22 protein-coding genes and 1 pseudogene are annotated in these 24,199 nt (G+C 71.7%); 17 read left to right on the forward strand and 6 right to left on the reverse strand.

The annotated features are described in order from the left end of the window. Window positions 1–23: 23 nt before the first annotated feature. Complete coding sequence (locus DEJ24_RS09460) at window positions 24–1,376, reverse strand: APC family permease (protein ID WP_110903646.1); 1,353 nt, start codon at window positions 1,374–1,376, stop codon at window positions 24–26. 158 nt (window positions 1,377–1,534) lie between these two features. Here DEJ24_RS09460 and DEJ24_RS09465 point away from each other — a divergent pair, with 158 nt between their 5' ends. The 3 genes from DEJ24_RS09465 to DEJ24_RS09475 all read left to right on the forward strand — a co-directional run bounded on the left by DEJ24_RS09465 (window position 1,535) and on the right by DEJ24_RS09475 (window position 5,723). Then, window positions 1,535–2,305 (forward strand): HAD family phosphatase, encoded by a 771-nt coding sequence (locus tag DEJ24_RS09465; protein ID WP_111078413.1) that lies wholly within the window; start codon window positions 1,535–1,537, stop codon window positions 2,303–2,305. Further along, window positions 2,302–4,809, forward strand: a complete 2,508-nt coding sequence (locus DEJ24_RS09470) for a glycoside hydrolase family 65 protein (protein WP_111078414.1) — start codon at window positions 2,302–2,304, stop codon at window positions 4,807–4,809. The genes DEJ24_RS09465 and DEJ24_RS09470 overlap by 4 nt, the downstream gene beginning before the upstream one ends. A 146-nt stretch (window positions 4,810–4,955) precedes the next feature. Then, window positions 4,956–5,723 (forward strand): SDR family NAD(P)-dependent oxidoreductase, encoded by a 768-nt coding sequence (locus DEJ24_RS09475; RefSeq protein ID WP_111078415.1) that lies wholly within the window; start codon window positions 4,956–4,958, stop codon window positions 5,721–5,723. A gap of 21 nt (window positions 5,724–5,744) precedes the next feature. On the opposite strand, the gene DEJ24_RS09480 is transcribed toward DEJ24_RS09475, so the two are convergent. Together DEJ24_RS09480 and DEJ24_RS09485 are read right to left on the reverse strand one after the other, a co-directional pair. Further along, window positions 5,745–6,332, reverse strand: coding sequence for a DUF1697 domain-containing protein (locus DEJ24_RS09480; RefSeq protein ID WP_258374772.1), 588 nt, complete (start codon window positions 6,330–6,332; stop codon window positions 5,745–5,747). After that, window positions 6,329–6,592 carry a hypothetical protein gene (locus tag DEJ24_RS09485; protein ID WP_110903650.1) on the reverse strand — a complete coding sequence of 88 codons (264 nt, stop codon included), beginning with the start codon at window positions 6,590–6,592 and terminating at the stop codon, window positions 6,329–6,331. The genes DEJ24_RS09480 and DEJ24_RS09485 overlap by 4 nt, the downstream gene beginning before the upstream one ends. A gap of 133 nt (window positions 6,593–6,725) precedes the next feature. Here DEJ24_RS09485 and DEJ24_RS09490 point away from each other — a divergent pair, with 133 nt between their 5' ends. Then, on the forward strand, window positions 6,726–7,181 hold the full coding sequence (locus DEJ24_RS09490) for a hypothetical protein (RefSeq protein ID WP_111078416.1): 456 nt from the start codon (window positions 6,726–6,728) through the stop codon (window positions 7,179–7,181). Between the two features lie 118 nt (window positions 7,182–7,299). Here the strand turns inward: DEJ24_RS09490 and DEJ24_RS09495 are convergent, their stop codons facing one another. Beyond that, window positions 7,300–8,769 (reverse strand): NCS2 family permease, encoded by a 1,470-nt coding sequence (locus tag DEJ24_RS09495; RefSeq protein ID WP_111078417.1) that lies wholly within the window; start codon window positions 8,767–8,769, stop codon window positions 7,300–7,302. 154 nt (window positions 8,770–8,923) lie between these two features. On the opposite strand from DEJ24_RS09495, the pseudogene folE reads away from it, so the two are divergent. The 5 genes and pseudogenes from folE to DEJ24_RS09520 all read left to right on the forward strand — a co-directional run. Continuing rightward, window positions 8,924–9,490: pseudogene (gene folE / locus DEJ24_RS09500) on the forward strand (GTP cyclohydrolase I FolE); the annotation flags it as partial. Between the two features lie 116 nt (window positions 9,491–9,606). Beyond that, entirely contained in the window at window positions 9,607–10,548 is a 942-nt protein-coding gene (gene folP, locus DEJ24_RS09505) for a dihydropteroate synthase (RefSeq protein WP_111078419.1), read from the forward strand. Then, window positions 10,545–11,291: a pyrimidine reductase family protein gene (locus DEJ24_RS09510; RefSeq protein WP_111078420.1), complete on the forward strand. Its 747-nt coding sequence runs from the start codon at window positions 10,545–10,547 to the stop codon at window positions 11,289–11,291. The genes folP and DEJ24_RS09510 overlap by 4 nt, the downstream gene beginning before the upstream one ends. A gap of 30 nt (window positions 11,292–11,321) precedes the next feature. After that, window positions 11,322–11,978, forward strand: coding sequence for an HAD-IA family hydrolase (locus DEJ24_RS09515; RefSeq protein WP_258374478.1), 657 nt, complete (start codon window positions 11,322–11,324; stop codon window positions 11,976–11,978). Window positions 11,979–12,122: 144 nt separating this feature from the next. Continuing rightward, window positions 12,123–12,671, forward strand: coding sequence for a type 1 glutamine amidotransferase domain-containing protein (locus DEJ24_RS09520; protein ID WP_111078421.1), 549 nt, complete (start codon window positions 12,123–12,125; stop codon window positions 12,669–12,671). 99 nt (window positions 12,672–12,770) lie between these two features. On the opposite strand, the gene DEJ24_RS09525 is transcribed toward DEJ24_RS09520, so the two are convergent. Next, entirely contained in the window at window positions 12,771–13,331 is a 561-nt protein-coding gene (locus DEJ24_RS09525; protein WP_111078422.1) for a molybdenum cofactor biosysynthesis protein, read from the reverse strand. 104 nt (window positions 13,332–13,435) lie between these two features. Between DEJ24_RS09525 and DEJ24_RS09530 the strand changes: the two genes are divergently transcribed. The 5 genes from DEJ24_RS09530 (at window position 13,436) to DEJ24_RS09550 (ending at window position 19,088) form a co-directional block, all read left to right on the forward strand. Beyond that, window positions 13,436–15,049, forward strand: coding sequence for a DNA-3-methyladenine glycosylase 2 family protein (locus tag DEJ24_RS09530; RefSeq protein ID WP_111078423.1), 1,614 nt, complete (start codon window positions 13,436–13,438; stop codon window positions 15,047–15,049). Further along, complete coding sequence (locus tag DEJ24_RS09535) at window positions 15,046–15,558, forward strand: methylated-DNA--[protein]-cysteine S-methyltransferase (protein WP_111078424.1); 513 nt, start codon at window positions 15,046–15,048, stop codon at window positions 15,556–15,558. Before DEJ24_RS09530 ends, DEJ24_RS09535 begins: the two co-directional genes overlap by 4 nt. Before the next feature lie 219 nt (window positions 15,559–15,777). After that, window positions 15,778–16,602 (forward strand): alpha/beta fold hydrolase, encoded by an 825-nt coding sequence (locus tag DEJ24_RS09540; RefSeq protein WP_111078425.1) that lies wholly within the window; start codon window positions 15,778–15,780, stop codon window positions 16,600–16,602. Window positions 16,603–16,621: 19 nt separating this feature from the next. Continuing rightward, complete coding sequence (locus DEJ24_RS09545) at window positions 16,622–17,509, forward strand: hypothetical protein (RefSeq protein ID WP_111078426.1); 888 nt, start codon at window positions 16,622–16,624, stop codon at window positions 17,507–17,509. Between the two features lie 91 nt (window positions 17,510–17,600). Then, entirely contained in the window at window positions 17,601–19,088 is a 1,488-nt protein-coding gene (locus tag DEJ24_RS09550) for an APC family permease (RefSeq protein WP_375334703.1), read from the forward strand. Window positions 19,089–19,278: 190 nt separating this feature from the next. On the opposite strand, the gene DEJ24_RS09555 is transcribed toward DEJ24_RS09550, so the two are convergent. Continuing rightward, the gene (locus DEJ24_RS09555) at window positions 19,279–20,067 is read right to left on the reverse strand and encodes a LysE/ArgO family amino acid transporter (protein ID WP_181432741.1); all 789 of its coding nucleotides are present in this window, start codon (window positions 20,065–20,067) and stop codon (window positions 19,279–19,281) included. Window positions 20,068–20,135: 68 nt separating this feature from the next. On the opposite strand from DEJ24_RS09555, the gene DEJ24_RS09560 reads away from it, so the two are divergent. The 3 genes from DEJ24_RS09560 to DEJ24_RS09570 all read left to right on the forward strand — a co-directional run bounded on the left by DEJ24_RS09560 (window position 20,136) and on the right by DEJ24_RS09570 (window position 24,197). Further along, window positions 20,136–21,056, forward strand: coding sequence for a LysR family transcriptional regulator ArgP (locus DEJ24_RS09560; RefSeq protein ID WP_220033961.1), 921 nt, complete (start codon window positions 20,136–20,138; stop codon window positions 21,054–21,056). Between the two features lie 388 nt (window positions 21,057–21,444). Further along, window positions 21,445–23,460, forward strand: a complete 2,016-nt coding sequence (locus tag DEJ24_RS09565; protein ID WP_258374773.1) for a glycosyltransferase family 2 protein — start codon at window positions 21,445–21,447, stop codon at window positions 23,458–23,460. Continuing rightward, a complete protein-coding gene (locus tag DEJ24_RS09570) occupies window positions 23,457–24,197 on the forward strand; it encodes an HlyD family efflux transporter periplasmic adaptor subunit (RefSeq protein WP_111078428.1) in 741 nt (246 codons plus the stop codon). The genes DEJ24_RS09565 and DEJ24_RS09570 overlap by 4 nt, the downstream gene beginning before the upstream one ends. Window positions 24,198–24,199 lie beyond the last annotated feature (2 nt).

A 24,199-nucleotide genomic window follows, 5' to 3' on the forward strand; every position in this document is an offset into this window, starting at 1 on the left:
TCGGGAGGCCCGCCCCGCCACCGTCAGCGGGCCGACGTCTCCGAATCGGTGCGTTCCCGGCCCCGCGTGGCCCGGGCGATGAAGTACAGGACCACGCCGACCGCGAGCAGCACCGCCGCGTACAGCCAGACCTGCCCGCTCTGCTGGGTGAGCAGCAGGATGCAGGACGCGACGCCGAGCACGGGCACGAACGTCCACACCCGGAAGTGCTCGTGTTCGACCCGGTCCTTGCGGAGCACGAGCACCGCGATGTTCGTGCTGATGAACACGAAGAGCAGCAGCAGGACCACCGTCTCGGCGAGTGTGCCGACGTCCCCGACGAGGGTCAGGAGCATCGCGACCACGGTCGTCGCGATGATCGCCGTCCAGGGGGTCTTCCGGTTCGGCAGGACCTTGCCGAGCAGACGCGGCAGCAGGCGCTGCTCGGCCATCCCGTAGGTGACGCGGCTCGCCATGATCATCGTGAGCAGGGCGCCGTTCGCGACGGCGACCAGGGCGATGATGCTGAACACCCACTCGGGGATCGGGACGCCGGTGGCGGCGACGACCGCCAGGAGCGGACCGCTCGAGTCGGACAGCTCCGACGCCGGCAGCGCGATCGAGCTGGCCAGCGCGACGAGCACGTACACGACACCCGCGGTGGCGAGGGAGCCGAACAGGGCACGCGGGTACACCTTGCGGGGTTCGCGGACCTCCTCGGCGACGTTCGCCGACGTCTCGAAGCCGACGAACGAGTAGTAGGCGACGATCGCGGCGCTGAGGGTCGCGAGTGCCGGGTTCGCCTCCGCGGGGAACGCGCCGACACGCGAGACGTCCCCGCCGCCGCCGCCCATCATCACGGCGACCGTGACGATGACGATGACCAGACCGGAGAGCTCGATGATCGTCATCACGACGTTGCTCCGCAGCGAGTCCGAGATGCCGCGGGCGTTGAGGCAGGCGACGAGGGCCAGGAACACGATCGCGGCCGGCACCGGCGGGACGTCGATGAACGTCCCGAGGTAGTCACCGGCGAAGGCGAGCGACAGACCCGCGGCGCTCGTGACACCGGCGGCGAGCATCGAGAACCCGACCAGGAACGACACCAGCGGCACCTTGTACGCACGCTCGGCGAACACCGCGGCGCCACCGGCCTTCGGGTACTTCGTGACGAGTTCGGCGTACGAGCCGGCGGTCAGCAGCGCCAGCAGCAGGGCGAGCACCAGCGGCGCCCAGAGCGCACCACCGACGTCCTTGGACAGGGTGCCCATCAGCGCGTAGATGCCCGCGCCGAGCACGTCGCCGAGGATGAACAGGAACAGCAGGGGACCGGTGATCGCCTGCTTGAGCTTCGATCCGGTCCCGTCCTGCGCCGGCGCTGAGGTGTCAGTGGTCATGTCGCGAGCGTCCCGGGACCCGGCTGGACGCGGGTCCAGGTCCGCGCTCCCCGGACGTGCGCGGCACGCTCCCCACCTGGAACCCGGCGCGGCGGAGCGGTCCTAGAGTTGACCCCGCAGCAACCGTGATCGACACCGCTCCCCTGGAAGGTCTGCCCATGACGTCGTCGGACCGGCGAACCCCTGCACCGCTCGCTGACCAGCGGGCGCTCCTCTTCGACCTGGACGGCGTCCTCACGCCCACGGCCGAGGTGCACATGCGTGCCTGGAGCCGCCTCTTCACGCCCTACCTCGACCACCACGGGGTTGCGCCGTACACCGAGCAGGACTACTTCGCGTACGTCGACGGCAAGCCCCGGTACGACGGAGTCCGCTCGCTCCTGCAGGCCCGCGGCATCGACCTCCCCGAGGGCACCCCCGAGGACGACGCCTCGCTCGACACCGTCTGCGGGCTCGGCAACCGGAAGAACGCTGAGTTCACCGCCGAGCTGCAGGAGCACGGTGTGGCGCCCTACCCCGGCTCGGTGCGGTTCCTCACCGCGGCGATCGACGCCGGGTACGAGGTCGCCGTCGTGTCCAGCTCCGCGAACGCGAAGCAGGTGCTCCGGACCGCGGGCATCATCGACCGCTTCGACGTCATCGTCGACGGTGCCGTCGCCCGCGCGGACGGCCTCGCCGGCAAGCCCGCGCCCGACACCTACCTGGATGCTGCGACGCGCTTCGGCCTGACCGCCGCGCAGTGCGTCGTCGTCGAGGACGCCACCAGCGGCGTCGAAGCCGGCCGCAACGGGGCGTTCGGCCTCGTGATCGGGGTCGACCGCGGCGCCGGTGCCGACTCCCTCCGCGAGCACGGCGCGGACGTCGTCGTGACGGACCTCGCCGACCTGCTCCCCGACCTGCCTCCCGTCGAACCCCGGAAGACCGCATGAACCCCATCACCTCCGACCCCCTCGACCGCGTCCGGTACCCGGTCGACGAGTGGGCGCTGATCGAGACCGAGTACGCGGACGAGCAGGGCGTCGACGAGACGAACTTCGCCGTCGGCAACGGGTACCTCGGCCTCCGCGGCAACTTCGACGAGGGCCGCGGCGGCGTGCAGTACGGCACGTACATCAACGGCTTCCACGAGACCTGGCCGATCCGGCACGCCGAGACGGCCTTCGGGTTCGCGAAGACCGGGCAGACGATCATCAACGTCCCGGACGCCAAGGTCATCCGCCTGTACGTGGACGACGAGCCGCTCGTCCTGTCCGAGGCGGACATCCTGCGGCACACCCGTCGGCTCGACTTCCGCGGGGGCTACCTGCTGCGTGAGACGGAGTGGTCGACGCCGTCCGGCAAGCGGGTGCTCATCCGCTCCCGGCGCCTGGTGTCCTTCGTCGAACGGCACCTCGCCGTCATCGACTACGAGGTCACCATGCTCGACCACGACGCCTCCGTCCTGCTGTCGAGCCAGGTGCTCAACCGCCAGGACGTCGCCGACGAGTACCACGCCGGCATGAAGGCGGCCGCGGCGGCCTTCGACCCGCGCAAGGCCGAGTCCTTCACCGACCGGGTGCTGCAGCCGCGGCTCAAGCGGAACGCGGGCTCGCGCTCCCTGCTCGGCTACCAGGCCACCAGCTCCGGCATGACGATCTGCGTCGGCGTCGAGCACCGCCTGGAGACCGAGAACAGCTGGGACGAGACCTCGAGCATCGAGGACGACCTGGCCAAGCACGTCTACCGGGTCCAGGCGAAGGCCGGGCAGCCGATCCGTCTGGTCAAGAGCGTCGTCTACCACACGTCCCGCGGCGTCCCGGCGCGTGAGCTCGCCGACCGCTGCGACCGCACCCTCGACCGCGCGAAGTACGAGAGCGTGGAGCAGGTCTTCGGGGACCAGCGCAAGTGGCTCGACGACTACTGGGCGCGCAGCGACGTCGAGATCGCCGGTCAGCCCGAGATCCAGCAGGCCGTCCGGTGGAACCTGTTCCAGCTCGCGCAGGCCACCGCCCGGACCGACGGCCACGGCATCGCAGCGAAGGGCGTCACGGGCTCCGGCTACGGCGGCCACTACTTCTGGGACATGGAGATCTACGTCCTGCCGTTCCTGTCGTACACGGCGCCGATCGTCGCCCGGAACGCGCTCCGCTTCCGCTACAACATGCTCGACGCCGCCCGGTCCCGGGCCCGCGAGCTGAACCAGCGCGGAGCCCTGTTCCCGTGGCGCACGATCAACGGCGAGGAGTCCAGCGCGTACTACGCCGCCGGCACCGCCCAGTACCACATCGACGCGGACATCGCCCACGCGCTCATGCAGTACGTGCGGGCCTCCGGCGACACCGACTTCCTGAAGCGCGGCGCGATCGACATCCTCGTCGAGACCGCCCGACTGTGGGAGGACCTGGGGTTCTGGCGCTCGAACGGCGACCAGAAGTTCCACATCGACGGCGTCACCGGCCCGGACGAGTACACGACCGTCGTCGACGACAACATGTACACGAACGTGATGGCGCGGGCGAACCTGTGGTCCGCCGTCAACGCCTGTCGGCAGCTGGCCGTCGACGACCCGGACGAGTACGCCCGCATGGTCCGTCGCACCGGGCTCGACCCGGACGAGGTCGTCAACTGGGAGCGGGCCGCCGAGTCGATGGAGATCCCCTTCGACCCGCACCGTGGCATCCACCCGCAGGACGCCCAGTTCCTCGACAAGGAACTGTGGGACCTCGAGCGCACGCCCGAGTCCAAGCGGCCGCTGCTGCTGCACTACCACCCGCTGGTCATCTACCGGTTCCAGGTGCTCAAGCAGGCCGACGTCGTGCTCGCCCTGTTCCTGCAGGGCCACGAGTTCACGCCCGCCGAGAAGCGCCGCGACTTCGACTACTACGACGCCCTGACCACCGGCGACTCCACCCTGTCCGCGGTCGTGCAGTCGATCATGGCGGCCGAGGTCGGGTACTGCGAACTCGCCGACCAGTACTTCCAGACCGCGCTGTACGTCGACCTCGCCGACCTGCACGGCAACACCACGGACGGCGTGCACATCGCGTCGACCGGCGGCATCTGGGGTGCGCTCGTCAACGGCTTTGGCGGCATGCGGGACCACGGTGGACGCCTGACGTTCAACCCGCGACTGCCCGTCGACTGGGACCGCCTGACCTACCGGATGACCGTGCACGGCTCGCGGGTCCGCGTCGACCTCGAGGAGGACTCGCTGACCTTCACCGTGGAGACCGGCGGCGGCTTCGTCGCGTGGGTGCACAACCAGCAGATCGAGGTCACCCCCGGTGAGCCGACCGTCGTGCCGCTGCCCCACCAGGGTCCCCGCATGTCCGGTCACGCGCCGACGACGAGCGACATCCAGGGCACGCTCCGCGCCGACGGCTCCGTGATCACCGCCTCCATCCCGACGATCTCGCTGGAACGCGACATGGAGCACGAGGACACCACCGCGTAGTCCGCTCTGGAGGCCCGTCCTCTGTCCGCCCCGATGCCCGCCCCCGTCTGGACCACCGTCCAGGCCGGGGCGGGCACCGTGGTCTCCCGTGTCCTCCGGGCCGACGGCGTCCCTCCACGGGGACCACCGACGCGAGAGGGAACACCATGGGCAAGCGGTTCGAGGGCAAGGTCGCGATCGTCACGGGGGCGGGGTCCGGCATCGGTGCGGCCACCGCGCGTGCGTTCGTCGCGGAGGGCGCCGGCGTCGTCCTGGTCGACAGCGTCGAGGAGAAGGTCCGCGACGTCGCCGACTCGCTGCCGACCGCCCAGGCGCTGTGGCTGCAGGCCGACGTCGCCGACCCGGACGCGTGGCAGACGGTCGTGGACGCGGCGATCGACCGCTGGGACCGCTTGGACGTGCTGGTGAACAACGCCGGCACGTTCACCTCGGGCGACATCACCGACATCTCGCCGGACGAGTGGCGCCGGGTGGTCGAGACCGACCTGTCGAGCGTGTTCTACGGCACCCGGGTCGCGCTGCCGTTCCTGCGGGAGACGAAGGGGTCGATCGTGAACACGTCATCGGTGTCCGGTGAGGCCGCGGACTGGCGGATGAGTCCCTACAACGCGGCGAAGGGCGGCGTCTCGAACTTCACCAAGGCTGCTGCCCTGGACAACGGCGGGTTCGGTGTCCGGGTGAACGCCGTCGCACCCGGCCTGATCTGGACGGACCTGACGCAGTCGCAGGCGGAGGACGAGGAGCTCAAGCGGGAGTTCTCGGAGCGCATCGCCCTCGGCCGCGGGGGCCGTTCGGAGGAGGTCGCCGCGGCGGTGCTCTTCCTGGCCAGCGACGACGCGTCGTTCATCACCGGGGCGATCCTGCCCGTCGACGGCGGCACCATGGCGAGCAACGGACAGCCGGCGCAGGCCTGACGTCGGCGCCCGCTGCTCCGGTCAGAGGAGCTTGCGGAGCGTGTTCGTGTTGCGGGCCGTCGTCGTCCGCTTGAAGCGGGCGGCACCGGCGCGCTTCGCGAAGGTGGTCGACGTGCTCGACCCCTTCGGGCACGACCAGTAGACGACACCGTCGCCCCGGGCGACCTGCTCGATCGCCGGGTCGAGGTCGAGCCCGGCGAGCAGGTCGTCGAGCGCGGCGGGCTCGGAGGCGAACACGACGTAGTCGTGGCGGTCGGCCGTCGACGCGAAGGGGAACGCCGCGACGAGGTCGGCCAGGGAGTCGTGCCGGACGAGCACGATCCAGGCGTCGTACCCGAAGCGGTCCCGGAGCGCCTGCTCGATCGAGGACCGCAGCACCGCGGGATCGACCGGGTCGGCGGCGGTGAAGACGACGTTGCCGGAGGCCAGGACCGTCCGGACGTCGGCGTGCCCCAGGGAGCGGAACAGCTCGGCGAGGTCCGCGCTCCGGATCGTGATGCCGTTCACGTTGACCCCGCGCAGCAGCGCCACCCAGTTCGTCATGCCGCGACCGTAGCGCGCGTCGGCGACCGGGTCCACGCGGGTCGTGGCCGCGTCGGTGCGGCTCACGTCCAGGTCCGGGCGACGGTCCAGCCGCCACCCTCTGGCACGATGTCGACCACCAGGGTCTCCCCGTCCTCCGCGGTGGCCTGGAAGCGCCACCCGGCGGTGCGCTCCGGCGCGTGGGTGATGGCGGTGGGCAGGTCGGCCGGGGTCGTGGTCAACCGGGTCGGGACGTCGGAGACGCGCCAGCGTCGCCCGAGCCACACCAGTCGGACGGGTGCGCCGCCGGTCCACCACACGGTGACAGCGGTGTCGACGATCATCATCAGGAGCCTCCTCGTTCGAACGTGTGTTCGAATGCTAGGTCGACCGCCCGACACCTGCAAGCGGCCCGGCGCGCCGTGTTCGTCCCCCGGAGCGCGGCGGGACAGCCGGAGGCCGGTCGTGTAGACGGGCATCATGACGAACGACGACAACCAGGGTCCCGACGCCGCACACCAGGTCCCGGACGGGGTCTCCGAAGCGACGGTGGAGGCCCTCGGCAGCCTCTCTGCGGCGATCGAGGTCATCGAGCACGCCCGCGGCCTGCTCTACGGGTTCCACCGGCTGACCGGCACCGCCGACCTGAACATCGGCGAGGCGGTGGAGCAGCTGCGGAAGGCCGGGCACACCGAACTCGCGGAGCGCATCGACACCGAGCTCGTCGGCCGCAACGTCATCGCCGGGCGGTGGACGTTCCAGATCGTCGAGGACTACGACGACGGCTACTACGCGACCGCGAAGGAGCTCGAGCGGACCGCGCGCGAGCAGCTCGTCGGCGGCAAGCGCCACCTGTTCGAGGCGGGCATGAAGGAGGACCGGCGCACGCCGGCCCAGCCCCACCACGAGGCGACACCGGCCGACCTGCCGGACTGATCCGGGCCTCCCGAACGCCGAGACGCCGAGACGCCGAGACGCCGCCAGGCTGTCGAGACGCCGCCAGTTTCGGCGGCGTCTCGACGCCATGGCGGCGTCTCGGCGTTCGGGGGCGGGGTCAGCCGACGCCGAGCAGGGCCTCCAGCGGACCGCGTGCGAAGTAGAGCAGGAAGCCGGCGGCGACGACGTAGAGCAGCCACGAGACCTGCCGGCCCTTGCCGGACAGCGCCTTGATGAGCACCCAGCTGATGAAGCCGGCGCCGATGCCGTTCGCGATCGAGTACGTCAGCGGCATCACGACGATCGTCAGGAACGCCGGCAGCGCCGACCCGAAGTCGGTCCAGTCGATGTCCGCGACCTGCGCGACCATGAGCGCACCGACGACGACGAGCCCGGCGGCGGCGACCTCGAGCGGGACGACCTGCGTCAGCGGGGTCAGGAACATCGAGGCCAGGAACAGCAGACCGGTCACGACCGAGGCCATGCCGGTCCGGGCGCCCTCACCGATGCCGGCGGCGGAGTCGATGAACACGGTGTTCGACGACACCGAGGCGCCACCACCGGCGATCGCCCCGGCACCCTCGACGACGAGCGCCGCACGGAGGCGGGGGAACGTGCCGTCCTTCTCCGCGACGCCCGCGGCCTTCGCCAGGCCGGTCATCGTGCCCATGGCGTCGAAGAAGTTCGTGAAGACCAGCGTGAAGACGAGCATCGACGCGGCGAGCGGACCGATCCGGGCGAACGCACCGAAGTCGAACTGACCGACGAGCGACAGGTCGGGCAGCGCGAACAGCGCGCTCGGCAGCCCCGGCGCGTTGAGGTTCCAGCCGGTCTTCGACTCCACCGAGGTCGGCACGTGGAACACGGCCTGCAGGATGACCGCGATGACGGTCGTCGCGATGATGCCGATGAGCAGCGCGCCCTTGACCTTCCGCGCCATGAGCGTGCCGATGATCACCAGGCCGATGAGGAACACGATCGTCGGCAGGGCCCCGACCGAGCCGTCCTCACCGAGCTGCAGCGGCGGGGACGCGAGCCCCGAGGACCGCACGAAGCCGGAGTCGACCAGCCCGATGAACGCGATGAACAGGCCGATGCCGACCGTGATCGCCGCCTTGAGCTGCGCGGGCACCGCCGTGAAGATCATCGTCCGGATACCGGTCAACGCCAGGATCACGATGATCACGCCGTTGATGACGACGAGGCCCATCGCCTCGGCCCACGTCACCTGGTGCACGACGCTGACGGCGAGGAACGAGTTGATCCCGAGGCCTGCCGCGATGCCGAACGGCAGGTTCGCGACGAGGCCCATCGCGATGGTCATCAGCCCGGCGACCAGGCCGGTGGCCGCGGCCACCTGAGCGTTCTCGAGCCATCCGCCGCTGACGTCCTTGGCGGCCTGGTCGGCACTGAAACCACCGAGGATGAGCGGGTTGAGGATGACGATGTAGGCCATCGTCACGAAGGAGACGAGACCACCACGGATCTCGCGGGGGATGGTCGATCCGCGCTTCGTGACCGAGAAGAAGCGGTCGAGGCCGGATGCGACGCGGTTCCGGGGCGGGCTGGATGTCTGCGGGGCGCTCACCGGGGGAGTTTAAAGGAACCTGGGACCGCGGGCACGTCGGGGCGGCAGGGTAGCCGTCCTGGAGGCCCGATCCTGCTGGTCGGGGTACGTCACCGCGTTCCGTGGTCAGTTGCACTACCGCTCGGCGGTGTTGGATGAGCGGGTGACGCAGCGCATGGACCGTGCCCGTGTCGAGGCCGCCGTGCGGGAGCTGCTGGCGGGCATCGGCGAAGACCCCGACCGACCCGGACTGGAGCGGACCCCGCAACGGGTCGCGGACGCGTACACGGAGTTCTTCGCCGGGCTCGACCAGGACGCCACGCAGATCGCCCGGGACGGCACCGTGCCCGCCGGTGACGGCGAACGCGGTGACCTGGTGATCGTCCGCGACATCCGGTTCCGGTCGGTGTGCGAGCACCACCTGCTCCCCTTCCTCGGCACCGCCCACCTGGCGTACGCACCGGGCGAGCGACTGATCGGCCTGGGGACGCTGGCGCGGGTGGTGGAAGCACTTGCCTCCCGTCCGCAGCTGCAGGAGCGCCTCGGCGAGCAGGTCGTCGCCGCGGTGCAGGACGGCCTCGAGGCACGGGGTGTCCTCGTGGTGCTCGACGCCCAGCACCAGTGCGTGACGACCCGGGGTGAGCGGCAGACGAGCTCCACGACCGTCACCGTCGCGGCGAGCGGGATCCTCGCTGAGGCGGCCGGGCGCGCCGAGGCGATCGCCCTCATCGGGGCCGGAGCCGGAGCCGGGGCCGGGGCCGGAGCCAGGGCCGCAGCCGGGGCCGGAGCCGGAGCCGCAGCCGGGGCCGGAGCCGCTGCCGACACCGCAGCCGGAGCCGGCGCCGGGGCGGACGCCTGATGCGCGTCGGACTCGGTACGGGCCTCCCGTCCGGTGCGGCCGGCGCGACCGGACCCGGGTGGGTGGTCCCGGACCTGGGCCAGCCGATCCGGACCATCGGCCGCCGTACCTTCGACTTCGACCACCGCATCGCCGTGATGGCGATCGTGAACCGCACCCCCGACTCGTTCCACGACAAGGGCCGCACGTTCGCCCTGGACCACGCGGTCGAAGCCGCGGTCACCGCCGCCGAGCAGGGCGCCGACTGGGTCGACATCGGCGGGGTGAAGTTCGCCCCGGGGCCGGAGTTGTCCGCGGCCGACGAGATCGAGCGCGTCCTCCCGGTCGTCGAGCAGGTCGCCGAGCAGTCCGACGTGACGATCAGCGTCGACACCTTCCGGCCCGAGGTCGCGGCCGCCGCGATCGCCGCCGGTGCCAGCGTCGTCAACGACACCACCGGCCTCGCCGACCCGCGGATGGCCGCCGTCGTCGCGGACTCGGACGCGACGATCGTCATCACGCACTCGCTCGCGGCGCCACGGCAGGAGTACCCGAAGCCGCAGTACGCCGACGTGGCGGGCGAGGTCGCGGCCTTCCTGCGGCTGCGTGTCGACCGGGCGCTCGAGGCGGGCATCTCCGAGGACCGGATCATCATCGACCCCGGGCACGACCTCAACAAGACGACCGTGCACACGCTCGAGCTGACCCGGCGCCTGCCGGAGGTCGTCGCCCTCGGCTACCCGGTCCTCGCCGCGGTGTCGAACAAGGACTTCGTGGGGGAGAGCCTCGGCCGTCCCCGCGGCGAACGGCTGTCCGGGACGCTCGCGGCCGCGACGGTGAGTGCCATGCTCGGCGCCCGCATCGTCCGGATGCACGACGTCGTCGAGTCCGTCGACGCGATGCGCATGGTCGAGACCGTCCTCGGCTGGCGAGCGCCCCTGGAAGCGAGGCACAACACGTGACGCACCTGCCCGACCCGATCTCCGACCTGTCCGACGACGAGCTGCTCGACGTCTACAGGGACGGTGCGGAGGGCACCGCTGACGGCGGCTGGCTCCGCGTCAACTTCGTCAGCTCCCTCGACGGCTCCTCGACCGCCTCCGGGAAGTCCGGCTCGCTGGGCGGGGACGACGACCTGCGCGTGTTCGACCTGCTGCGCCGGGTCGCCGACGTCGTCCTGGTCGCCGCGGGCACCGTCCGCGACGAGGGGTACGGGCCGATGGTGCTGCACGACGCCGACGTCGCCTGGCGCCGGGAGCACGGCCTGTCCGACCACCCGGTGTTCGCGATCGTGACGGGGTCACTCGGCCTCGACCCGGCATCGCGGGTGTTCACCGACGCGCCGGTCCGGCCGGTCGTCCTGACCTCGGCGTCCGCGGACCCCTCGCGGCGACACGCGCTCGAGGCCGTCGCGGACGTGGTGTCCTGCGGCGAGGACTCCGTCGACCCGGCCCAGGTCCGGGCCGCCCTGGTCGACCGGGGCTTGCCGACCATCCACTGCGAGGGCGGGCCGTCGTTCCTCGGTGCCCTGGTGGCGGCGGACCTGGTCGACGAGCTGTGCCTGTCGATCGACCCGTCGCTCGAGGGCGGCGAGGGGGGACGCATCGTGCACGGGTCGTCGCCGGAGCTGCGGTCGATGCGGCTCGCGCACGTGCTGCACGGGGCCGGGGACGTGCTGCTGACGCGGTACGTGCGTGCGCGATGACGGCGCCGGGTGGCAGGTAGGGTCGGCACCGTGATCGACGTCGTGGTGTCCGGGGTCCTGTTCGACATGGACGGGACGCTCGTCGACTCGACCGCCATCGTCGAGGGTGCGTGGGGTCGCTTCGGCGCCGACCACGACCTCGACCCGCAGACGATCCTCGGCTTCTCGCACGGCCGGCAGACGATCGACACGATCCGGCACTTCCTGCCCGACCTCGCACCCGACGAGCAGCGTCGGGTCGCACTCGAACTCGTCAACGACGAGGTCGAGAACACCGAGGGCATCATCGAGGTCCCGGGTGCCGGCGCCTTCGTCCGCCGACTGCTCGCCGCCGGCGTGCCCGTCGCGCTGGTCACCAGCGCCCCGCGGGACCTCGCCGTGAACCGGATGCGCGCCGCGGACGTGCCCGTCCCCGACGCCGTGGTCGCCGCCGACGACGTCGAGCACGGCAAGCCGCACCCGGACGGCTACCTGCGCGGTGCGGCCCTGCTCGGGGTCGCGGCCGAGGACTGCCTGGCGTTCGAGGACGCACCCGCCGGCCTGGAGGCTGCGCTCGCCTCCGGTGCGACGACCGTCGCCGTCGGGCCGCTCGCCCCCGCCGACCTGCCGGCGGACCTGGTGCGGATCACCGGGTACGACGGGGTCACGGTGACGGCCGAGGGCGACGGGTTCCGCATCCACGGCTGAGCTCAGCGCGAGCGGTGGGCCGGTCCGCGCACTCCGGTCCGCGCACTCCGGCTGGACGCCCCCGGCGCACTGCGAACGCGTCCAGCGGCGTCCGACGACCGTGGTGTGCGCAGCCGGAGACCCCGGTCTGCGGAAGGAGTGACCATGGCAGCCCTCGACGGCAAGAAGATCCTCGTCATCGCGACGAACTACGGCGTGGAGCAGGACGAGATCGTCGTCCCCACCGAGCAGCTCCGGGAGCGCGGCGCCACCGTGACCGTCGCCGCGAAGGAGTCCGGCCCGATCCAGACCCTGGTCGGTGACAAGGACCCGGGCAAGAGCGTCGACTCCGACACCACCCTCGACGGTGTCTCGGCCGGTGACTTCGACGCGCTCGTCGTCCCCGGCGGCACGATCAACGCCGACACGATCCGCCAGGAGCCCACCGCGATCGACCTCGTCAGGGCGTTCGTCGAGGCCGGCAAGCCGATCGCGGCGATCTGCCACGGCCCGTGGACCCTCGTCGAGGCCGGTGTCCTGCCGGGTCGCACGATCACCTCGTTCCCGTCGCTGCAGACGGACGTCCGCAACGCCGGTGCCGAGTGGGTCGACCAGGAGGTCCAGGTCGACGAGACCGGCAGCACGATCATCACCTCGCGGAACCCCGGCGACCTGCCGGCGTTCGTGGACGCGATCCAGGCCGCGCTCGCCTGACCCCTCGCAACACGCAACGTGGGCGGCAGCGCGCAGCGGTACTCCGTGGCGTGGTGCCGCCCGCATTGCGTTTCGCGGGCCGGCGGGCGGCGGGCCCGGTCAGGCGACGGGGACCGCAAGCGCCGTGCGGAGCACCGCGGGGCCGAGGGTGAGCACCCCGTCGGACTCCGGGTCGCACCGCACCCCGCCACGCCCGCGCATCGCCCGGAACGCTCCCGGCGCCATCTCGGTGTCCATCCACGCGCACGGGTTCGCCGGCCGGTACCCGCGGAACAGGACCGGGCCGTCGCCGGAGTCCAGGGAGAACGGCTCGCCCCGCAGCGCCTCGACGTCGACGCCGCGCAGGAACACGTTCCGCCGGGTCGCCGCCGGGTCGACCGACACCCCGAGCTCGCGGCCGACCGCCTCGAGGCCCGCGACCCCGATCAGGGTCACCGAGGCGTGCACGTGCGCCCGGGCGGCGAAGTAGCGGTCGCCGACGATGCCGAGTCCGGCGCGCAGTTCGACGCGGTCGCGGAGTTCCTCCTCGTCCGCCGGTGACGCCCCGTCCGCGGGACGCCCCTCGTAGCGGTGGCGCCGGGAGACCAGCAGCATCGTCACCTCGACGTCGCGGGCGTGCGGCAGCGCGACGGAGGCGACCGGGTCGACGACGGGAGCCATGCGGACGACGCTAGCCGTGCCTCCCGGCCGGCCCGTCCATCCGCGGTGCTGCGACGTCCGATTCCCGCCAGTCCGCTGTCGTCGGCGCATGTCAGGCTGACCACATGACCATCACCGGAGCGGATGCGCTCCACGACGAGCGGTACCGGATCGCGGCGTCCCGGGACGCCCGGTTCGACGGGCAGTTCGTCACGGCCGTGCACTCCACCGGTATCTACTGCCGCCCGAGCTGCCCCGCCCGCACACCCCGCTCGGCGGGCGTCACCTTCTACCGGACGAGTGCCGCCGCGCACCTCGCGGGGTTCCGCGCCTGCCGCCGCTGCCTGCCCGAGGCGACCCCCGGCAGCCCCGAGTGGGACCTCCGCGAGGACGTCGCGGCCCGTGCGATGCGCCTGGTCCTCGACGGTGTCGTGGAACGGGAGGGCGTCCCCGGCCTCGCGGGGCGCGTCGGCTACTCGGAGCGGCAGCTCAACCGGATCATGACCGACGAGCTCGGCGCCGGACCGAAGGCCCTGAGCCGCGCACACCGGGCGCAGACCGCGCGGACCCTGCTCACCTCGTCCGACCTGCCGATCGCGGACGTCGCCTTCGCCGCAGGGTTCGCGAGCATCCGCCAGTTCAACGACACCGTGCGCGAGGTCTTCGCGCTCACACCCACCGAGTTGCGTGCCCGACGACGGACCGCGCCGGGTGGTGACGGCGCGCTGCGCGTGCACCTGCCGGCGCGGCCGCCGTTCGACGTGCAGGGGCTCCTCGAGTGGCATGCGCTGCATGCGCTCGCCGGCATGGAGCAGGTCGGGTTCGACGCGGCGGGGCGGGTCGCCTCCTACGGGCGGGTGCTGGACCTGCCGGGAGGCCCGGGCTGGTTCCGCGCGACGGCTGCGGGTGCCGACACGGCCGGGTCCGGTGCTCGTGTCGGCCGGGTGCGGACCGGGCTGGACCTGCTCGTCCGGCTCACCGACCTGTCCGACCTGCCGACCCTCGTGGCCCGGGTGCGGGCGCTGTTCGACCTCGACGCCGATCCGGTGGCGGTGGACACCGCCCTCGCAGCCGTGCCCGAGCTCGCACCGGTCGTCGCACGCGTGCCCGGCATGCGGCTGCCGGGGGCGGTGGACCCGCACGAGGTGGTGTTCCGGACCCTGATCGGGCAGCAGGTGTCCGTCGCGGCGGCCCGGACGGCGCAGACACGACTCGTCGCGGCGTTGGGGGAGCGGGTGGCGACGGGGCTCGTGCCGGGTGTGGTCGAGGGGTCGGGTGCCTCCGATCTCGATGGGTCCCTCGTGCGGCTGTTCCCCCGCGCCGCGGTGATCGCCGAGCGCGGGCGGGAGGTCCTCCGCGGCCCCGCAGCCCGTGTCGACACGATCATGCGGGTCGCTGCGGCGCTCGCCGACGGCACGCTGGGCGTCCACGGCGGGCAGTCGCTCGACGAACTCCGCTCCGGCCTGCTCGCGGTGAAGGGCATCGGACCGTGGACGGCGGACTACGTCGCTCTGCGGGTGCGGCACCACCCCGATCTCTTCCTGCACAGCGACCTCGCCGTGCGGAACGGTGCACAGGAACTCGGGCTGCCCGGGACGGCGCGTGCACTCTCCCTATGGTCGGAACGGGTGGCCCCCTGGCGGAGCTACCTCACGATGCACTGCTGGCGGCCGATCATCGATCGCGCGATGGACCGGACCGCAGCGACCTCCACGAACCCCGGGAAGGAACCCCGATGAACGACGCCGTCCTCACCACCCTCTCCACCCCCGACGGGCCCTTCACCGTGCTCGAGGACGACCGCGGGCGGGTCCTCTCCTCGGGGTGGACCGCCGATCCCGACCGGATCCTCGCGCGCCTGGCCGAACGGCACCGGCCGACGCGGGTCCTCGACGGGCAGGTCCGCGCTGCCGACGCCGTGGACGCCTACTACGCGGGGGAACCCGAGCACGCCATGCAGGTCCCCGTCCACCAGGTCGGCACCGAGCTCTTCGCCGAGGGCTGGCGGCGTCTGCGGGACATCCCCGCCGGGTCGACCCTGACGTACACGGCCTTCGCCAGTGCGATGGGCCGGCCGGACGCGGTCCGTGCTGCCGCCAGTGTCTGCGCCCGGAACGCACCCGCACTGTTCGTCCCCTGCCACCGGGTGCTCCGTTCGGACGGGTCCCTCGGCGGGTTCGCGTGGGGACTCGACGTCAAACGGGCGCTGCTCGAACGCGAATCCGTGGCCGCCGACGCCCTCGTCTGAGCGGCCCCTCGGACAGGTGACGCGTTCACAGCGAGCACCAAGCGCTCCCCCAGGACGTGGGTGGTGACGCGGAGCCCCGGGCCTGTCAGACTCGCGACGACGGCGTGGCCCACGAACACCGTGGACCGAGAGCAGCGTCGAGCGCGATGCGTGTGGCACCTCGAGGTGCGGCACGACCGGGGACGCGCCACCCGCCGTCGAGACCGAACGAGGACGCCCATGACGACCACCGCCGACCGATCGGTGCTGTCTGCGGACGGCACGCGGATCGCGGTCTCGTCGAGCGGCGACGGGCCCGCGCTCGTGGTCGTGGGCGGGGCCTTCGATCACCGGGGCACACCGTTCGTGGACGGAGTGGTCGCCGCGTTCTCCGACCGCTACCGGGTCGTCACCTACGACCGGCGCGGACGCGGGGAGAGCGGCGACACCCGGCCGTGGTCCGTCACGCGGGAGATTGAGGACCTGGCCGCCGTGGTCGCCGACGTCGGCGCCCCCGTCGACCTGCTCGGCATCTGCGTCGGTGCCGCCGTCGTGCTGCACGCCGTCGCCACCGGGGTCCCGGTCGGCCGGGCCGTCCTCTACGAACCGCCGTACCGCGCGAGTGTCGACGCGCACGCCGACGACGTCCTGTTCGCCGACCGCCTCGACGAGATGATCGCCGGCGGACGTCGAGCCGCCGCGGTCCGTGCCTACCTCACCCGGGTGCTCGGCGTCCCGATGCTCCAGGTCTCCGCCGTGCCCCTCAAGCCGAAGCTGTGGAAGGCGCTGCTCGCTGACGCCGGTGTCCTCGGCCGCGACGTCCGCGTGCTCAGCGGGCTCGTGGTGCCGGAGCGGGCGCTCGCCGCCGTGGGCATCCCGGTGCTCGTCGCCGCGGGTACCAGCGGCCCGACCTGGACCCGGGCGGCCGCCCGCGCCGTGGTCGAGACCGTGCCGGGTTCCACGTCCGTGGTGCTCGAGGGACAGGGGCACGTGCCGGACCCCGCGGTCCTGCGGAGCACGGTCGACGGCTTCCTCCAGGCCCAGCCCAGTCCCGACCCGCACTGACCTGGGCCAGGATGGACGGGTGAACGCACCCCGCCTCGGACTCCTGCTCGACGTCGACGGCCCGATCGCCAGTCCGCTCTCGCGGACCATCGCGATCCCGAGCATCGTCGAGGACCTCGTCGCCCTGGCGGCCGAGGGCATCCCCGTGGTGTTCAACACCGGCCGCAGCGACGCCTTCATCCGAGAGCAGGTCGTCGGCCCGCTCCTCGCCGGCGGTCTCGCGGCCGGCGGCCGGGTGCACGCGGTGTGCGAGAAGGGTGCCGTCTGGTGCTCGATCGGCCCGCAGTTCCCGGACGGCATGGGTGACCTGACCGTCGCCGAGGACCTGGCGCTGCCGGAGGACTTCGCCGACGAGATGCGTGGGCTCGTCCACGACGAGTACGCCGACCTGGTGTTCTTCGACGAGACGAAGCACGCGATGGTGTCGATCGAGCAGCTGGTGGACGTCGACAACGCGGCGTACCTGGCCCGGCAGCCGGACTTCGACGCCCGGGCGATGTCCGCGCTCGAGCGTCGCGGGCTCGGCGTCCGTCGCCTGGACGACGTCCGGCCGGATGATCGGGGAGCCGTGGACTGGCGCGTCGACCCGACCATCATCTCGACCGACATCGAGTCCGACCGCAGCGGCAAGGACCTCGGGGCCGAGCGTGCGCTGGAGCTCCTGGCCGAGGACGGTGCCCTGCCGCTGGAGTGGCGCACGGTGGGCGACTCCCGGAGCGACTACGCGATGGCCGACTGGCTGCACGCGAACGGACACCGGGTCGCGCACGTGGACGTCCGACCGGCTGACGGGGTGCCCGAGACGCCGTACCCGGTGCTCACCGCGCCGGAGGGGGTCATCCACGACGAGGCCGGCGCCCGGTTCCTCCGGGCCTGGCGCGAGGGACGTTCCGACTCGGCGGTCTGACCGGACCCGCGACCGGCCCTGACCGGTCGCAGGACCTGCGGTTGCACCATCGTGCGGTATACCACTACCCTTCCGGGGTCCGCCTGCTCCGATGACGGGAACGACCATGGCCCTCCGCACCAAGTCCATCGAGGCGTCGCTCGCCGACGCCGACGAGAAGGGGCGCTCGCTCAAGCGCTCCCTGGGGACGTTCGACATCGCCGCGATGGGCATCGCCGTCGCGGTCGGTGCCGGCATCTTCTCGGTCGGCGCGAACGCCGCCGCGAACTTCGCCGGCCCGGGCGTCATCGTGTCGTTCCTGCTCGCCGCCGTCACGTGCGGCCTGGCGATCATGTGCTACGCCGAGTTCGCCTCGACCATCCCCGTCGCCGGGTCGGCGTACACGTTCACCTACGCCACGATGGGTGAGCTGCTCGCGTGGATCGTCGGCTGGGACCTCATCCTCGAGACCCTGACGGCCAGCGCCGTGATCGCGAAGTACTGGGGCATCTACCTCAGCACCGCGTTCGACGTGTTCGGCATCACGCTGCCGAGCACCATCGCGATCGGCCCGATCGGCTTCACTTGGGGCCCGGTCCTCATCGTCGGTGTGTTCACCGCGTTGCTGGCGTTCGGCACCCGACTGTCCAGCCGGGTGTCGGCCGTCATCACGGTCATCAAGGTCGCGATCGTCCTGTTCGTCATCGTGGTCGGTGCCTTCTTCGTCAAGGCCGCGAACTTCACGCCGTTCATCCCCGCTGCCGAGCCGACGAAGGGTGCCGAGGGCAGCGTCCTCACACAGTCGCTCGTCTCGTTCGTCACCGGAGCGGCGCCGGCACAGTACGGCGTCTTCGGACTGCTCGCCGCGGCGTCGCTGGTCTTCTTCGCCTTCATCGGCTTCGACGTCGTCGCCACGAGTGCGGAGGAGACCGAGAACCCCCAGAAGACCCTGCCCCGCGGCATCTTCATCGGGCTCGGCATCGTGACGCTGCTCTACGTCGGCGTGAGCATCGTCATCACGGGCATGGTGTCGTACAAGCAGCTCGCGCAGGAGGACGCTCCGTCCCTGGCCTCGGCCTTCGACATCGTCGGACTACCGTGGGCCGCCGGCATCATCGCCATCGGGTCGCTCATCGGCCTGACGACCGTCGTCATGGTGCTGCTCCTCGGCCTGTCCCGCATCGTCTTCTCGATGAGCCGCGACGGACTCCTGCCCCGCTGGTTCTCGGTCACGAACCCGAAGACGCAGACACCCGTCCGGGTGCAGCTCATCGCCGGGATCGTGGTGGCGGTGCTCGCCGGGTTCACGCCGGTCGAGAAGCTCGAGGGCCTGATCAACATCGGCACGCTGTCCGCCTTCGTGCTCGTGTCGATCGGCATCATCGTGCTCCGGAAGTCCCGCCCCGACGCACCTCGCGCCTTCCGGGTGCCGTGGTCGCCCGTGATCCCGATCCTGTCCGCGGTGCTCTGCTTCTGGCTGATGCTCAACCTCGAGGTCGAGACCTGGATCCGGTTCGTCATCTGGCTGGTCATCGGCTTCGCGATCTACTTCGGCTACAGCCGCCGCAACAGCCGCGTCGGCAAGGCCATGCGCGAGTAACCACCGTCGCCGCCGCGCGGTACGCCCCGCGCCCCGCGGTACCGTTCGGATCAGCACAACAGAAGACGGCTCGCGCCACCGGATCCAGTGGCGCGAGCCGTCTTCTGTTGTGCGACGCCAGACGACGCCGGCAGGCCGGGCGACGTCGGACGACGCCGGCAGGCCGGGCGACGCCGGGGCGGGCCAGCCCTCAGGCGCCGAGGAGCAGCGCCGAGCCGAAGGCCAGCATCACGACGGCGACCAGGGCGTCGAAGACCCGCCACGTCATCGGTCGCGCGAACAGCGGCCGCAGCAGTCGGCCGCCGAAACCGAGCGCACCGAACCACAGGCAGCTCGCCGCGACGGCTCCCACGGTCCACCACCAGCGGTCGTCGACACCCTGCTGGTTCGCGACCGACCCGAGGAACACCAGGGTGTCCAGGTACACGTGCGGGTTCGCCCATGTGAAGACGAGCATGGTCAGGACCGCGGCACGCATCGTCGGTCCACCGTGGTCGCCGCCCGGACGCCACTCGCCCGGACGCCGGTCGCCCAGGCCGGCCCGGCCGGGAGGCTCGCCCGCACCCCGCGACGTCGGTGCAGCCTCCAGGCCATCGGTCCCAGGGCCCGCACCCGCCACGACGGGCACCCCGTCCTCGGCGGCCCGCTCGTCGAGACGGATGGCCTCGCCCGAGGGCCGCAGCGCCCGCCGGGCCGCGAGCACCCCGTACGTCAGCAGGAACGCCGCCCCGACGAAGCGGATGACCAGCAGTGCTGCCGGCACCCGCTCGACGACGGCCCCGACGCCGAGCACGCCGGCGGTGATGAGCGCCGCGTCCGACAGCGCACACACCGCGACGGCGACGGCGACCACCGCCAGTCGTGCGCTCACCGCGAGCCGGAGCAGGTAGGTGTTCTGGACGCCGATCGCGACGATGAGGGCCAGCCCGGTGCCCAGGCCGGAGAGGGCGGGGAGCAGGGCGTCGAGCGGCGTGGTCACAGGGGAACCGTAGGCCGTGCTCGAGCTGCAGGCCAGCTCAGGTTCCTGGTGCGCCGTAAGCTGCGCTGATGGTGCAGTTCCAGCGTGACCACCTCGAGACCCTCCTGGCCGCCGTCGACGCGGGGACGTTCGACGCCGCCGCCCGCGAGCTGTCGATCACCCCGTCGGCGGTGTCGCAGCGGGTGAAGGCGATGGAGCAGCTCGTCGGCCGGGTGCTGCTGCAGCGGACCACGCCGATAATGCCGACCCCGGACGGCGAGGTCGTCCTCCGGCACGCGCGACAGGTGCGGCTGCTCGACGAGGAGACGTCGCGTGCCCTCGACGTCCCAGACTCCGACGTCCCCGGTCGGACACCGTCGATCCCGCTGGCGGTGAACGCGGACTCGCTCGCGACGTGGTTCCTCGACGCCCTCGCGATCGTCCGGGACGACACCGAGGTGGTCTTCGACCTGCACCGCGAGGACCAGGACCGCACCGCCGAGCTCCTCCGTGCCGGCACGGTGATGGCGGCGGTCACCGCCGAGGCGGAACCGGTGCAGGGCTGCTCGTCCGTCCCGCTCGGGGTGGACCGGTACCGGGCCGTCGCTGCGCCGTCGTTCGTCCGGCGGTACCTCGACGGTGCGGACACCGAGCGGCGGATGACGACCCGTCTCGACCGCGTGCCGCTCGTGGACTACGACCGTGACGACGACCTGCAGCAGGGGTTCCTCCGGCGGGTGCTCGGGCACGCTCCCCGCGGTCCGCGGCACTTCGTCCCGAACTCGGCGGACTTCGCCCGGGCGGTACAGCTCGGCTTCGGGTGGGGGTTGCTGCCCGAAGCGCAGTGTCTCGAGGCGCTCGAGCGGGGCGACTTGGTCGAGCTCACGCCCGGGCGCCGGGCGGACGTGGCGCTCTGGTGGCAGCGGTGGAACCTGGCGTCGCCGCTGCTCGAACGCGTGACCGATGCCGTGCGCACCGTTGCTGCGGAACGGCTGCACCAGCCGGGCTGACCGGGCGTGGGCGCGCCGCCCGCCTGTGACTGTCCCCAGAACGCACGACCCGCCGGGCGACAGGCCCGTGCCCCCTGCTCAGGGGGCATGTTCACGCGATCGTCACATGAGGAGCGCGGACCGTGACGTACGATCGCTCCACCGACGGCACGGGTCGTCGGCACACATCCGAACACACACCGAACACCGGTCCCGTCTCCCGAGGGCGGACCGCTCCGGTGCACGCCGCACCCTCGGCGGGCACCGTGCCACGGACGAGGAACCCTAGCCTCCGTCCGCGCCGGACCACCGCGTCCGGGTCCTGTCGCCACCGTCGCCGACGCCGTCGTCCGTCATGCCCCCGTGGGCCCGGCGGGCGACATCTCCGACACCCGACAGGAGAACGCGCATGTCCGCACCCACGGACGTCCGGCGACCCCGGACGACCCCAGAACCCCCGAACGACCCGGCCGAACAGGTCGTGATCGACGTCCCCGCGAACGAGCGGGGCGGCGAGCGACCCGGCACCGGAGCGGCGTCCGACCCCCGCGGCCGTGCCGCCACCCGCCGCTCCGTCCGCCGTGTCGGCGAGCAGCGCGACCGTGACCAGCGCGGCCGTGACGAGCGCGACCAGCGCGACCGCGAGCAGCTCCAGCGCCTGACCGGCACCGCCGCCACCGGTCGGTCCCGCGCCGACACCCGGGCCCACAGCCCCGTGATGGTGCTGATCGTGCTGCTGGCGACGCTCGGCGTCGTCACCTACGCGGTGTTCCTGCTCAACCCCGCGAACCGCGGCGACTTCCTGCCCTACGGCCTGGTCATCGTGGCGGAGAGCGTCCTCGTCGGGCAGTCGCTGCTGTCGATGTGGACGATCCTGTCCGGTGGCTCGGACCCTCGCGACTTCGCGTTCCACAACACCCAGGACACGATGTTCGACCTGGACGAGATCGACCGCGAGGGGCTCACGAACCGCAGCCACCTGTGGCCCATGCGGGTCCGTGGCAAGCGTGTCGTCGTCGACGTGTTCATCACGGTCTACGGCGAGGAGCTGACGAAGATCGCGGCCACCGTCGCCGCCGCCGTCGCGATGCGCGGCGAGCACCACACCTGGATCCTCGACGACGGCCGGAGCGACGACGTGCGGGCCCTGGCGGACCGCCTCGGCGCGCGGTACGTCCGGCGCCTGTCCTCGAACGGCGCGAAGGCGGGCAACATCAACCACGCCCTGACCCTGGCGAAGGGCGACTACTTCGCGGTCTTCGACGCCGACTTCGTGCCGGGCAAGGACTTCCTGTTCGAGACCGTGCCGTTCTTCGCGGACGGTTCGATCGCCTTCGTGCAGACGCCGCAGACCTACGGCAACCTGCACAACCTCGTCTCCCGCGGTGCCGGCTACATGCAGACGGTGTTCTACCGCTTCATCCAGCCCGGCCGGAACCGCTTCAACGCGGCGTTCTGCGTCGGCACGAACGTCATCTTCCGTCGCGCCGCGATCGACGACGTCGGTGGCATCCACACCGACTCGAAGTCCGAGGACGTCTGGACGAGCCTGCACCTGCACGAGCGCGGCTGGAAGTCGGTCTTCATCCCGATGACCCTCGCGGTCGGTGACGCCCCCGAGACGATCGAGGCGTACAGCAAGCAGCAGCTCCGCTGGGCGACCGGTGGATTCGAGATCCTGCTCACGCACTTCCCGTTCAACCCGAAGCGCAAGCTGACGATGGACCAGCGCCTGCAGTACTTCGTGACGGCGAGCTTCTACCTGACCGGCATCGTGCCCGGACTGCTGCTCCTGGTCCCGCCGCTGGAGATCTTCTTCGACCTCCGACCGATGAACATGTCGATCGGCGTGGGCGAGTGGGTGCTCTTCTACCTGGGCTTCTACCTCATGCAGGTCGTCCTGGCGTTCTACGCGCTGGGGTCCTTCCGGTACGAGACGCTGCTGCTGGCCGCCGTGTCGTTCCCGATCTACGCCCGTGCGCTGTGGAACGTCATCTGCGGGAAGGAGCAGGCGTGGCACGTCACCGGAGCCGGTCGAGGCCGGGCCCCGTCGCCGTTCAACTTCATCGTGCCGCAGGTGCTCGTCTTCGTGTTCCTGTCCCTGACGAGCGTCGTCGCCATCTGGCGTGACGTCTCGAACGGTCAACTGACCCTGGCGACCGCGTGGAACATCACGAACTCGCTCATCTTCGGCGCGTTCATCATCACCGCGTTCCGTGAGCAGTCGGCGAACCGTCGGGCGGCCCGCCAGGAGCGCGACGCCGACACCGCGCCGGTGCTCGTGCTCGCCGCCGCTGCCGGGCTCGAGCCCGCACCGGCCCTCCGGACCCAGGTGGTCCGACCCGACTCGCTGCAGCCCGCACGCGACGTGATCACCGCGAGTGCCGCCTCCGGCACCCCGACCCCCGTGGAGGTCGCCTCGTGACCTGGACCAACCGACTCCGTCTGTACGGCGGCATCCTCGTGGTGCTCGTCGTCGTGGCGGCGTGCACGCTCGTCTTCAACCAGCGGCAGAGCGCCGTCGCAAGCACCTCGGCCGCGATCACCGCGCAGGAGTACGCCGTCGGCACCGACTACGGCGGGACCGTCACCGAGGAGTACGTCGAAGAGGGCGACACCGTCCAGGAGGGCGAGAAGCTGATGCAGGTCCAGAGCCTGCAGCTCGCCCAGGACATCCGGAAGGGCGTCGTCGGCGCGAACACGAAGACGAGCGCGTACGAGATCGCCCCGGACGGCCTCATCACGTTCAAGGCCGAGGTCTCCGGCACCGTCGCGAAGCTCGACGTGAAGGCCGGCGGCTACGTCCAGGCCGGTTCCGAGCTGGGGACCATCCACAAGTCGCAGAGCCTGTTCGTGACGTCGGAGTTCCTCGTCAGCCCCCGCGACTACGGCCGGATCGCCGACGGCGCGACCGTCGACCTGCTCCTGCCGAACGACCGCTCGCTCGAGGGCAAGGTCAAGAACGTCAGCGTCGTCACCGACGGTGACGGCCAGGCGAAGACGACCGTGTCGGTGGAGAGTCCGGAGCTGTCTGCCTCGCCGTCCTCCGGTGTCACCAGCCCGGGCACGCCGGTCGACGCGACCCTGCACCTCCGCGACGACGGTCGCCTGTCCGGCGTCACCGACGGCTTCCGCGACTTCCTCCGGCAGATCGGCCTGTGACG

Source organism: Curtobacterium sp. MCPF17_001, from assembly GCF_003234615.1.
Taxonomy (GTDB): Bacteria; Actinomycetota; Actinomycetes; order Actinomycetales; family Microbacteriaceae; genus Curtobacterium.